Source organism: Xanthomonas sp. SHU 308, from assembly GCF_000364645.1.
Classification (GTDB): Bacteria; Pseudomonadota; Gammaproteobacteria; order Xanthomonadales; family Xanthomonadaceae; genus Xanthomonas_A; species Xanthomonas_A sontii.
On record NZ_AQOK01000199.1, the window covers coordinates 1 to 12,702 of the forward strand.

The following is a 12,702-nucleotide window of genomic DNA, read 5'->3' on the forward strand; positions in this document are numbered from 1 at the left end:
AGCCGCAGGCGCAGGGCGCGGCGCCGCCCGCCGACGCGGTGCCGACCGGGCCGGCGGTGCAGCAGACCGCCGGTGGCGGGGCCACCGCCTTGCGCACCTACCAGGACCTGCTGAAGAACGAGGCCGACGCGCGCCAGTTCGACGATCAACTACGCGCGCAGCCGGCGCTGGTCGACGTCGACGGGCGGATGCAGCGCATCGCGTCTCCCGACCTGTATCTGTCGCTGGCGCCGTCGCCGGACGGCCGTTATCTGCTGGCGCAGCGCCTGCAGCGGCCGTTCTCCTACCTAGTGCCGGCCAGTGGCTTCCCGCGCACCATCGAGGTGCTGGACCGCGCCGGCAAGCCGGTGCACACGGTGGCGCAGCTGCCGCTGGTGGAAGGCCTGCCGACCGGCAACGATGCGGTGCGCACTGGCGTGCGCGACATCGATTGGCGCAGCGACGCGCCGGCCACCCTGGTCTGGGCCGAGGCCCAGGACGGCGGCGACCCCGCGCGCGAAGCGGCGGTGCGCGACGCGGTGCTGATGCAGGCGGCGCCGTTCAAGACACCGCCGGTGACGCTGGCGCGCCTGCAGTCGCGCTTCGCCGGCATCGCCTGGGGCCGCGGCGACCTGGCGCTGATCGACGAGTTCTGGTGGAAGACGCGCCAGACCAGACAATGGCGCGTGGCCCCGGACCATCCCGCGCAGGCGCCGCAGCTGCTGGTGCAGCGTTCGCAGGAAGATCGCTATGCCGATCCGGGGACGCCGGTGACGGAGCGCGATGCGGCCGGCAACCCGCGCCTGTTGATCGCCGCCGACGGCCACAGCCTGTTCCTGCGCGGCGAAGGCGCCTCCCCGCAGGGCGATCGACCGTTCATGGATCGCTACGATCTGGACACGCGGAAAAGCACGCGCCTGTTCCAGTCGCAGGCGCCGTACTACGCGGTGCCGCAGGCCTTGCTCGACGCCAGTGGCCAGCGCCTGCTGATCACCCGCGAAACACCGCAGGAGCCGCGCAATTTCTACCGGCTCGACGCTGCGAACGCGGAGCCGGTGGCGCTGACCCATTTCACCCATCCCACGCCGCAGTTGCGCGACGTGCATAAGGAACAGATCCGCTATCGGCGCAAGGACGGGGTGGAGCTGACCGCGACCCTGCTGCTGCCGCCGGGCTACGACGCCAAGCGCGACGGCCCGCTGCCGATGCTGATGTGGGCCTACCCGGGCGAGTTCAAATCCGCCGACGCCGCCAGCCAGGTCACCGATTCGCCGTACCGCTTCAACGCGATCGGCTACTGGGGCCCGCAGGCGTTCCTGGCGCTGGGCTATGCGGTGCTCAACGATCCGTCGATGCCGATCGTCGGCGAGGGCGCGCGCGAACCCAACGACACCTACGTCGAGCAACTGGTCGCCGATGCGCAGGCGGCGGTGGACGAGGTGGTGCGGCGCGGCGTCGCCGATCGCAACCGCATCGCCATCGGCGGGCATTCCTACGGCGCTTTCATGACCGCCAACCTGCTCGCGCACACGCGCCTGTTCAAGGCCGGCATCGCCCGCAGCGGCGCCTACAACCGCTCGCTGACCCCGTTCGGCTTCCAGTCCGAGGAGCGCACCTATTGGCAGGCGCAGCCGGTGTACCAGGCGATGTCGCCGTTCAACTACGCCGACCGGATCAAGGATCCGCTGCTGCTGATCCACGGCGCCGAGGACAACAACTCCGGCACCTTCCCGATCCAGAGCGAGCGCATGTACGCGGCGATCAAGGGCAACGGTGGCACCGCGCGGCTGGTGATGCTGCCCAACGAGGCGCATGCCTACCGCGCGCGCGAGTCGGTGCTGCAGATGCTGGCCGAGAGCGAGCGCTGGCTGCGCACCTATCTGGGACCGGCGCCCACGCCGACGTCCACGCCGGCTGCGGCAGGCGCCACACCGCGCTGAGCCGCGCCTGCGCCACGGCCGCACGTGCGTGCCGCCGTGGCGCAGGGCGCTGCTGTGCAGTGCAAATGGTTCGCTTTGAAACCGTCGTGCGGCCGACGGGAACGCGATCCCTTTTCGGTTAGGCTTGCGGCGCCCCCACTGTCGAGCCATGCGTTTCCCGATGAACGAGTCCCGCAGCAGCATCGTCTTCGCCACCCCCGACCTTCCCCTGCGCGACGACGTGCGCCGCCTCGGCGCCCTGGTGGGCGACCTGCTCGCCGAACAGGTCTCGGCGCAGTTCCTCGACGAGATCGAACGCATCCGCACCACCGCGATCGCGCGCCGCGAGCGCGCCGCGCCGCTGTCATCGCTGAGCGAGCAACTCGCCGGCCGCGCACCGCGCGATGCCGAAGCGCTGGTGCGCGCCTTCAGCACCTATTTCCAGGTGGTCAACATCGCCGAGCGCGTGCACCGCATCCGTCGCCGCCGCGACTACCAGCGCAGCAGCGCCGACACGCCGCAGCCGGACGGCCTGCTCGACGCCTTGCGCCGGCTCAAGGCGCAGGGCGTCGGCATCGACGAACTGCGCGACTGGCTGCCGCGCATCGACGTGGAGCCGGTGTTCACCGCGCACCCGACCGAGGCGGTGCGGCGCGCGCTGCTGGAGAAGGAACAGTTGATGGTGGCCAGCCTGGTCGACAACCTCGACGGCCTGCGCACCCCGGGCGAGCGCGCCACCGACGCGGCGCGCTTCCGCATGGCGCTGACCGCCTCGTGGCAGACCGCCGATTCCTCGCCGGTACGTCCCACCGTGGAGGACGAGCGCGAGCATGTCGGCTTCTACCTGACCCAGGTGCTGTACCGGGTGATCCCGGTGATGTACGAGACCCTGGAGCACGCCATCGAGCAGACCTACGGGCAGGCGCTGAGCCTGCCGCGTCTGCTGCGCTTCGGCACCTGGGTCGGCGGCGACATGGACGGCAACCCCAACGTCGATGCCGCCACCATCACCGCCACCCTCGACGCGCAGCGGCGTGCGGTGCTGGAGCGCTATCTGAAGGAACTGTGGCAGCTCGCCAGCCTGCTCAGCCAGTCGACCACCCTGGTCGCGGTCAGCGCGCCGCTGCTGGAGCAACTGGAGCGTTACCGGCAACTGCTGCCGGAAGCCGCGGCGCGCTCGCGGCCGCGCCATGGCGACATGCCGTACCGCCTGCTCAACGATCTGATGCGCGCGCGCCTGCAGGCGACCCTGGACGACGCGCCCGGTGCCTATGCCGCGCCGGCCGAACTGGAAAGCGATCTGCAGTTGATCCTGGACAGCCTGCAGGCCAACAAGGGCCTGCACGCCGGCTGGTTCGCGGTGCGGCGCCTGCTGTGGCGGGTGCGCAGCTTCGGCTTCCACCTGGCGCGGCTGGACGTGCGCCAGGAGTCCAGCGTGCACGCGCGCGCGGTCGCCGCCGCGCTGGACACGCAGGACTGGGACGCGCGCGCGGTGGAAGCGCGCGCAGGCCTGCTCGGCCCCTACGCCAGCGGCGAACAGGCGCTGCCGGCGGCCGACGACGAAGGCAATGCGCGGCTGGACGCGGTGTTCGCCGCGCTCGCCGATGCGCGCGCGCGGCACGGCGCCGATGCGCTGGGCAGCTACATCATCTCGATGGCGCACGACCGCGCCGACGTGCTGACCGTGCTGGCGCTGGCGCGCCGCGGCGGCCTGGTCGATGCCGACGGCGCGGTACCGCTGGACATCGTGCCGCTGTTCGAGACCGTGGACGACCTGCGCGGCGGCACCGCGACCCTGCGCGACCTGCTGGCCGACCCGGTCTACCGTCGCCACCTGGCCGCGCGCGACGACGTGCAGATGGTGATGCTCGGCTATTCGGACAGCGGCAAGGACGGCGGCATCGCCGCCTCGCGCTGGGGCCTGCAGCGTGCGCAGGTGGAACTGCTGGAGGCGGCGGCCGAACTGGGCATCCGCCTGACCTTCTTCCACGGCCGCGGCGGCTCGATCGTGCGCGGCGGCGGCAAGACCACGCGCGCGCTGGAGGCGGCGCCGCGCGGCAGCGTCGACGGGCGCCTGCGCGTGACCGAGCAGGGCGAGGTGATCCACCGCAAGTACGGCATCCGCGCGCTGGCGCTGCGTTCGCTCGAACAGATGACCGGCGCGGTGCTGCTGTCGAGCCTGCGCCCGCGTGCGGCCGATGCGCGCGAGGCCGGCTGGCGGCCGGTGATGGACCTGGTCGCCGAGCACAGCAGCCAGGCGTACCGCGGCTTCGTCGGCGATGCCGAGTTCATGCGCTATTTCCGCCTGGCCACGCCGATCGACGTGATCGAGCGCATGACCCTGGGCTCGCGGCCGTCGCGGCGGCTCGGCCAGGATGCGGCGCTGTCCAACCTGCGGGCGATTCCCTGGGTATTCGCCTGGAGCCAGGCGCGCGCGGTGATCCCGGGCTGGTACGGCGTGGGCAGCGGCCTGCAGGCGGCGGTGGACGCCGGCCACGAGGACGCGCTGCGCGCGATGGCCGCGGACTGGCCGTTCTTCCGCACCTTCCTCGACGACATCGCCATGGTGCTGTCCAAGGGCGACCTCAACATCGCCGAGATGTTCTCGCGCCTGTCCGGGCCGCTGCACGCGCGCTTCTTCCCGCGCATCCGCGACGAACTGGCGCTGACCAAGGGCTGGGTGAAGGCGCTGACCGGGCAGTCGTCGCTGCTGCAGCACGATCCGCGCCTGGCCTTGTCGATCCGTCTGCGCAATCCGTACATCGACCCGATCAGCGTGCTGCAGGTGGACCTGCTGCAGCGCTGGCGCGCCACCGACGGCGAAGACGAGGAATTGCTGCGGGCGCTGGTGGCCTGCGTCAACGGCGTCGCCCAGGGCGTGCAGAACACCGGCTGAGCCCAGTGCTTCCAGGGCGCCGTCGGTGGGTACCGGCGGCGGCCGACCGTGATTCTCTTGCAAGCGGACAAGATTGTCCGATAATGCCGCGCATGGAAATGCGAGCCGATACCGCCCACCGCCGCCGCCTGTTGCTGGACGCCGCCGACGAGGTGTTCTGCGCGCACGGCGTGCTGGCGCCGCTGGAACTGGTGGTGGAGCGCGCCGGCCTCGGCCGCGCCACCCTGTACCGTCATTTCGCCGACCGCACCGAACTGATGGCCGCCCTGCTGGAACGCGGCCTGGACGGCCTGGAGGGCTGCGCGCGCGAGATCGGCACGCGGCCGGACGGACTGTTCCTGCTGATGTACGACGTCGCCGAACACATCGCGATGTCGGCGCCGCTGGCCGACTACTGGCGGTCGATGCCGCGCGAGCATCCGACGATCGCCGCGGCGCATACGCGGGCGATGGCGATCCTGCTGCCGTACCTGCAGCGTGCGATCGCCGCCGGCCTGTGCCGCCCGGACCTGGGCGAGCAGGACCTGGCCCTGGCGATGGACATGCTCGGCGCCTGCCAGCGCGGCAGCGACGAGGCCGAACGCAAGGCGCTGGCGCAGCGTTGTTGCCGCCTGCTGTGCCACGCCCTTGCCACGCCCGCGGCGGCGGCCGAGTTGTGAGCGCCGACGGCGCCGCGCGTCGACGCGCCTGGCCATGGCGGCTGGCGCACGCACTGGCGATGCTGGCGGTGCTCGGCGCCAGCCTGTGGGGCGCGCTGTTCCTGAGCTATCTGCCGCATACCGGCGCGGTGGTGCGCTACGGCTCGGCGCTGCTGTGGGCCGCCTTGGGCGGCGCGGCGCTGTGGGGGCTGCGGCATCCGCGCGAGTACCGCGTGCTGCCGCTGCTGTTCGCGGTCGGCTGCGCCGGCATGGCGGTGGGCTGGTCGGCGCTGCAGCCGCAGCAGAACCGCGACTGGGCCGACGATGTCGCGCAACTGTTGCAGCCGCAGGTGGACGGGCACGTGGTGACCCTGCACAACGTGCGCAATTTCGCCTGGCGCAGCGACCACGACTACACCCCGCGCTGGGAGACGCGCCGCTACGACCTGGAGCGGCTGGCCTCGGCGGACCTGACGCTGTCGTACTGGATGGGGCCGGCGATCGCCCACACCCTGGTCTCGTTCGGCTTCGACGACGGCCGTCGCGTGGTGTTCTCGCTGGAGATCCGCAAGGAGCGCGGCGAGGCGTTCTCGGCGCTGGCCGGGTTCTTCCGCAATTTCGAGCAGGTGATGGTGGCCGCCGACGAACGCGACATCCTGGCGGTGCGCAGCAACGTGCGCGGCGAGGACGTGTACCTGTACCGGCTCAACCTCTCGCGTGCGCAACTGCGCCAGCTGTTCCTGGGCTACGTGGCGCGGGCGCAGCAACTGCAGCGCACGCCGCGGTTCTACAACACCGCCACCAGCAACTGCACCACCATCGTGTTCGAACTGGCGCGCAAGCTCGATCCGGCGCTGCCGCTCGATGTGCGCCTGCTGCTGTCCGGCTACCTGCCGTCCTACGTCTATGCGCAGCATGGCTTCATGCCCGGCTACAGCCTGGCCACGCTGCGCACGCGCGGCCGCATCGGCGAACGCGCGCGCGCGGCTGGCGTTGGCGACGACTTCTCCACGCGCATCCGCGCCGGCATTCCCGGCGACGATCCCGCCGTCGCGCCATGACCCGGTACTTACGTCTTGCGCGGTGCGCGGGCACCGCGCTGCTGGCTGCCGGGCTGCTGCTCGGCAGCGGTTGTGCGATGGTCAGCGTGCAGTCGCGCAGCGCTGCCGACTACATCGCCACCCAGCGCGGCGACGTGCTCAGCACCGGCAAACTCAGCGATGCCAGTCTGGAGACGTTGCGCGTGCTCGCGCTCGACCCCAAGACCTGCGAGGCCGACGTTGCGGCCTGCGCCACGCAGCTGCGCGCCCTGCAGGGGCTGGACCAGGAGCGGCGGCTGGCGACCCTGTCGGAGCTGTGGGTGCATGCGGCCAATGTGCGCACGCCGCGGCAGGCGAGGGCGCTGGACGACGCGACGCTGCAGGCCTGGCTGGAGGCGGCGCGCTACGCTTACGCCTACCTGTTCTACACCCAGCGCCCGGCCAGTGCGCGCGCCTTCGAGGACCGGCAGACCCAGGTGCGCGACTACTACAACTACGCCGTGCAGCAGGTGGTCGGCGAGCTGTTCCTGCGCTGGCGCGCCGGCAGCGCCAGCGGCGAGTTGCACGACGACGACACGCTGCGCACGGCCGGCTGGCAGGTGCGCGCGGACATGGGCAGCTTCCGCTTGCCGGGTGGCGTGGCACGGCCGGACGCGATGCTGCCGGCGTCGACGCTGCGCTTCGATGGCCTGCGCAGCACCTACCGCCGCGACGGCTTCGGCGCCGAACTGGTCGCGGAGATTGCGCCGGCCAAGGTCGGCGATCCGACCGCGGCGGCGGCCGCCAAGGCCGCGCCAAACCTGCACGCGCCTGCGTTCAGCGAGATGCCGTATGCGCCGACCACGGTGCTGCTGCGCTTCGACGGCGACAGCCTGGCGCAGGTGCTGGACACCCGCAGCGTGGTGGTCGCGCCCTACGATCCGTACCGCGACGGCGAGGTCGAGGTGCACGGCCAGCGCCTGCCGCTGGCGGCCAACTTCACTGCGGCCTATGGCCTGTGGCTGGCCCGTGCCGGCTTCGCGCGGCAGTCGCTGCGCTCCATGCTCGGCCGCGAGGATGGCATCGACCAGCCGCATCTGTACCTGATGCAGCCGTACGATCCGGACCGGCGCATCATCCTGATGCTGCACGGCCTGGCCAGCAGTCCGGAGGCCTGGGTCAACGTCGCCAACGAACTGATGGGCGACGAACAACTGCGCCGCCACTACCAGATCTGGCAGGTCTACTACCCGACCAACATGCCGATCGCCTGGAACCGCGCGCAGATCGAGACGCTGGTGCAGCAGACCCTGCGCCATTTCGATCGGCAGGGGCAGGCATCGGCGTCGCAGCACATGGTCCTGATCGGCCACAGCATGGGCGGGGTGATCGGGCGCCTGTTGGTCAGCGACTCCGGCGACACGCTGTGGAACGATCTGATCGGCGCGCGCGGCGACCGGCGTCCGCTGGACCCGCAGGCGCTGGCGCAGTTGCAGCCGCTGCTGCGCTTCGCGCCGTTGCCGGAGGTGGACCGCGCCATCTTCATCGCCGCGCCGCAACGCGGCACCACCTTCGCCGAAGGGCGGCTCGGCCGCCTGGCCGGGCGCCTGGTGCGCCTGCCGGTGACGCTGCTCGATCGCTTGAACACCTTGCTGCAGGGGATCGACGGCCCCGACGGCGCGCCGGTGCGCGTGCCCAACAGCATCGACAACCTGCGCGACACCGATCCGTTCGTGCGCGCGGCGGCGGACCTGCCGATTTCGTCGGCGGTGCGCTACCACACCATCATCGCCCGCCGCGATCCGGCGGTGCCGCTGGCCGACTCCGACGACGGCTTGGTGCCGTATCGCAGCGCGCATCTGCCGGGCGCGGTCTCCGAACTGGTGATCACCTCCGGCCACAGCGTGCAGGAGACCCCGCAGGCGATCCTGGAGATCCGCCGCATCCTGCACGCGCAATTGCAGGCGGACGCCGCCGCGCCGCGCTGACGCCGCCCGCGACGTGGGCCGCGCGCTCGCGTCGTCGCACGCCGGAGTCGCTGCGTGGTCGCGCCGCGCCAATCCGCAGACGGGCGACGCAATCGCCTGCGCGCGCGACGACGCGCACCTGACCCGAGCGCCCGACGCGCCGCTTGCTCCTGAGTGCCACCCCTGCATCGCGGCGCAAGCAGCGCCGCAGTTGTGCCGAATTGCGCAGGAAACGCGCCGAATCGCCAGGCTTTGGTTTCAGATGACATCGTTGTCATCAAATTGCAGCCGCGTCCGCCAACAATGCGCGCCGCCGCGAACACGATCACGGCCTCTCTCCCCTCCATGCCCGGCCTGCGGCCCGTTCCGTTGGTCGCGCCTACGTTCGGATTTTTCATGTCGCACTCGATCCATCTTCAGAAACGCCTGTCACTGGCGATCGCCGCCGCGCTGCTCGGTGTCGCGCCGATGGCCTTGGCCCAGGCGCAGGATGCGCAGGAGACGCAGACCACCGCGTCCGACGCCAGCGCCAAGACCCTGGACAAGATCACCGTCGCCGTCACCCGCTACAACGCCGCGGACATGCAGATGGCCGCGACCAACACGGCCAACGTGCTGTCGGCCGAAGACCTGAAGTACACCGCCGTGCACAACATCGCCGAGGCGCTGGGTCTGCTGCCGGGCGTCAACGTGGTCAACACCGGGCAGTCGTACTTCGGCGGCGTCGACGGCGCCGCGCGCGGCGAGGGCATGTTCGCCTCGGTGCGTGGCCTCAACGCCGAGTACAACGTCAACCTGATCAACGGCGTCAACGTGGCCCAGGGCCTGCCCTACAGCCGCAGCGTGCAGCTGAGCCTGCTGCCGCCGTCGGGCCTGCAGACCATCGTGTTGAACAAGACCTCCACCGCGGCGATGGACGGCGACGCGATCGGCGGCACCATCGACTACCGCACCCCCAGCGGCTTCGACTACAGCGAGGCGATGGGCGGCAGCGTCACCGCCAGCGGGCGCATGGAAAGCCGTGCGCGCGACTACGGCGACGACGGCCTGGGCAAGGGCGCGGCCGGCGAATTCCACGCCAAGTTCGGCACCGACAACCAGTTCGGCGTGTACACCAGCGCGTACTACGACGAGCGCCACTACGTGAACAGCGAAGTGGCCAACGCCGCCGCCTCGCGTGGCGACTGGGGCAAGAAGTACTTCTCGCGCACCACGGCCAGCGGCCAGCCAGCGCCCGGCTACGATCCGCAGGATCTGCTGATGGCCACCGGCGCCAACATCGGCTACTCCGCCGGCGACACCAAGCGCTACGGCGGCAACGTGTCCTTCGACTGGCACGTCGACCCGAGCCTGCAGCTGTATGCGCGCGCCACCTACGCCTACGCCAAGACCGAGCAGAACACCGGCTACACCCAGCTGGTACCGGCCAATGTGAGCCTGGCGCAGATCGGCACCACCGGCGTGTACCAGCCGCAGATCAACCGCGTGGCGGTGCGCTACTGGTACGAGACCAACCCGGAAGTGGCGGACCTGGCCACCTTCCAGTTCGGCGCCGACAAGCAACTGGGCAACTGGACGCTGTCGCCGAACCTGTTCTACAGCTACGGCGACAACGATCGCCCGGACCACGTGGAAATCTCCGCGCGCGTGGACCAGTACGCCTCCACCCAGTTCCCGTACGGCGGCGCCAGCACCTTCTCCGGTTACGACGGCGACGGCTTCCCCAAGCCGCTGCTGACCCCGGCGATCCAGGCCCAGGCCAGCGACATCGGCAGCCTGTATGCGCGTCGCTACGGCCAGTTGACCAAGTCCTACAGCGGCCAGACCAAGGGCGGCGCCAAGTTCGACGTGCGCTACGACTTCGACCAGGGCGCGCTGAGCAACATCCAGTTCGGCGTGAAGTACGTCGACAGCTCCCGCGACTTCACCTCGCGCGACTGGACCAACAGCAAGTTCACCGACGGCACCCTGCTGCGCGACACCGGCCTGGTGGTCGGCCAGTACGACTCGGTGTACCCGGGCAAGTACGCATGGCCGACGGTCAAGCTCAGCAACGGCGGGCTGAAGACGATGATCGCCCAGCACCTGACCGCGGCCAGCTTCGACACCTGCGGCAGCCTGGCGATCAACAACCAGAACTGCGCGACCATGCGTGGCGACGAGGCGGTGACCTCGGCGTATGCGATGGCCACGTTCCGCACCGGCGACCTGGAAGTGATCCCGGGCGTTCGCTTCGAGCACACCAGCATCCGCAACACCTTCTGGACCATGCCCGAAGACGCCAGCGGCAACGAGCTGCCCGGCTTCTTCAGCAGCAACCACACCAGCTACGACGTGCCGCTGCCGAGCGTGTTCCTGAACTACCGCCCGGGCAACGGCAATGCGGTGTACCGCGCCTCGGTGTGGACCAGCTACACCCGGCCGGCGCTGGTGCAGCTCGGCGGCGGCGCCAACTACGACGTCTCCAGCGACGGCACCACGGTCATCACCGAGGGCAATCCGGACCTGAAGCCGATCAAGTCGCTCAACGTCGACCTGTCCGGCGAGTGGGACAACGGCCACGGTGGCCACGCGATGCTGGCTGGCTACTACAAGCGCCTGACGAACTATATCTACGAGAGCGGCTCGGATCCGGCCAACGCCGGCACCAGCACCGGCGCCGGCAATGTGCGCTACGTGCGTCCGCAGAACGGCGGCGACGGCAAGGTGCTCGGCTTCGAGGCCGCGGTGCGGCAGACCCTGCAGGGCATGCCGGCACCGCTGGACGGCTTCGGCATCGGCGCCAACGTCACCCGCCAGACCACCCGCGTCGACCTGGGTATGGACGGCTTCCACGACGAGCGCATCCAGAACGCGCCCGACCTGATGGCCAACGCCGAGCTGTTCTACGAGAAGGGCCCGCTGTCGGTGAACCTGGCCTACCACTACTCCGGCGAGTACGTCTCGGTGTACGACTACTACAACCGCGGCGCCACCTGGGACGACCTGTGGGTCAAGCCGATCACGCGCGTGGACCTGCACGTGGGCTACACCTTCAACGAGCACCTGCGCGCCGACCTGTCGGTGGCCAACCTCACCAACCGCCTGAGCTACTGGGCGCACGTGGGCCACAACAGCACCGCGATCTCCGACATCGTCGATGCCGGCCGCACCGCGCTGTTGAACGTGAAGTACACGTTCTGAAGCGGGCGCTTGCGCACGCGGGACGTCGCCAGCCGCCGCACGGCCTTGCGCCGTGCGGCGGGTGGGGCGTCGTCGGCCGCGCGTTGCTGCTCGTCTGCCTGGCGCTGATCGGCCTGCCGGGAGCGGCCAGCCCGGCACCGGCGACGGTGCCGATCGACGGCTTGCGCCTGGATCAGGTGCAATTGCTCGGCTCGCACAACAGCTATCGGCCGGTGCCGACCGCGCAGGTACGCCAGCGCCTGCAGGCGCACGACGCGGCCGAATGGCCGGCACTGGCCTATGGCCATCCTTCGCTGCAGGCCCAGCTCGCGCTGGGGCTGCGGCAACTCGAACTCGACGTGGCCGCCGACCCGCGCGGCGGCCTGTATGCCGCACCGTATGCGCGTGCCGATGCGGCGACCCGCGCCAGGATGCGCGCACCGGGCGCCAAGGTCCTGCACCAGCCGGGCCTGGACTACGCCAGCCATTGCCTGCGCTTCCGCGACTGCCTGGCGATCCTCGCCGCCTGGTCGCGCGCGCACCCTCGGCATGCGCCGCTGGTGGTACTGGTCAATGCGGTGGATTTCGATCCGGTGCCGGGCCTGTGGCCGCACCGTTCCGCGTTCGACGCGCACGCTCTGGACGCGCTGGACCGCGACATCGTCGAGGTGGTAGGGCGCGCGCATCTGATCGTGCCCGACGACGTGCGCGGTGACGCGCCGAGCCTGCGCGACGCGGTGCTGGCGCATGCCTGGCCGCGGGTGGCGCAGGCGCGTGGCCGCATGCTGTTCGTGCTCGACGGCAATCCGCGGCACGAGGCGCTGTATCGACAGGATCATCCATCGCTGCGCGGCCGCATGATGTTCGGCTGGTACGCGCCGGACCAGCCGGAGGCGGCGGTGCTGTCGATCGAGGATCCGCTGGCCGAGGCGCCGCGCATCCGCGCGCTGGTCGCGCAGGGCTTCGTGGTGCGCACGCGCGCCGATGTCGATGGCCGCGAGGCGCGCGCGCACGACCGCCGCCGCGCGCAGGCAGCGCTGGAGGCCGGCGCGCAATGGATCAGCACCGATTACTACGCCGGCGCGCCGGATCCGCAGCGGCTGGGCTACTGGCTCCCCCCCC

At 70.8% G+C, this 12,702-nt stretch carries 7 protein-coding genes; all 7 read left to right on the top strand.

Annotated features, from left to right (window positions below):
- On the top strand, positions 1 to 1,919 hold a 1,919-nt coding region (locus D588_RS24275), incomplete at its 5' end, for a prolyl oligopeptidase family serine peptidase (RefSeq protein WP_017915577.1).
- Positions 1,920 to 2,079: 160 nt separating this feature from the next.
- Positions 2,080 to 4,794, top strand: a complete 2,715-nt coding sequence (gene ppc, locus D588_RS0107840) for a phosphoenolpyruvate carboxylase (protein WP_026143494.1) — start codon at positions 2,080 to 2,082, stop codon at positions 4,792 to 4,794.
- Positions 4,795 to 4,877: 83 nt separating this feature from the next.
- Entirely contained in the window at positions 4,878 to 5,453 is a 576-nt protein-coding gene (locus D588_RS0107845; RefSeq protein ID WP_017909185.1) for a TetR/AcrR family transcriptional regulator, read from the top strand.
- A 59-nt stretch (positions 5,454 to 5,512) separates the two neighbouring features.
- Positions 5,513 to 6,493, top strand: coding sequence for a DUF4105 domain-containing protein (locus tag D588_RS0107850; RefSeq protein ID WP_051067849.1), 981 nt, complete (start codon positions 5,513 to 5,515; stop codon positions 6,491 to 6,493).
- Entirely contained in the window at positions 6,490 to 8,439 is a 1,950-nt protein-coding gene (locus D588_RS0107855) for an alpha/beta fold hydrolase (RefSeq protein WP_017915580.1), read from the top strand. The genes D588_RS0107850 and D588_RS0107855 overlap by 4 nt, the downstream gene beginning before the upstream one ends.
- A 447-nt stretch (positions 8,440 to 8,886) precedes the next feature.
- Entirely contained in the window at positions 8,887 to 11,601 is a 2,715-nt protein-coding gene (locus D588_RS0107860; protein WP_043083907.1) for a TonB-dependent receptor, read from the top strand.
- An 83-nt stretch (positions 11,602 to 11,684) separates the two neighbouring features.
- Positions 11,685 to 12,702: Ca2+-dependent phosphoinositide-specific phospholipase C (locus tag D588_RS0107865; protein ID WP_017915582.1), on the top strand; the 1,018-nt coding region annotated here is incomplete at its 3' end.

Excerpts from the sequence above, each read along its gene's own strand:
- D588_RS0107845 (WP_017909185.1), top strand. The coding sequence starts at position 4,878 with ATGCCGCGCATGGAAATGCGAGCCGATACCGCCCACCGCCGCCGCCTG.
- ppc (WP_026143494.1), top strand. The coding sequence starts at position 2,080 with ATGAACGAGTCCCGCAGCAGCATCGTCTTCGCCACCCCCGACCTTCCC.
- D588_RS0107860 (WP_043083907.1), top strand. The coding sequence starts at position 8,887 with ATGGCCTTGGCCCAGGCGCAGGATGCGCAGGAGACGCAGACCACCGCG.
- D588_RS0107855 (WP_017915580.1), top strand. The coding sequence starts at position 6,490 with ATGACCCGGTACTTACGTCTTGCGCGGTGCGCGGGCACCGCGCTGCTG.
- D588_RS0107850 (WP_051067849.1), top strand. The coding sequence starts at position 5,513 with ATGCTGGCGGTGCTCGGCGCCAGCCTGTGGGGCGCGCTGTTCCTGAGC.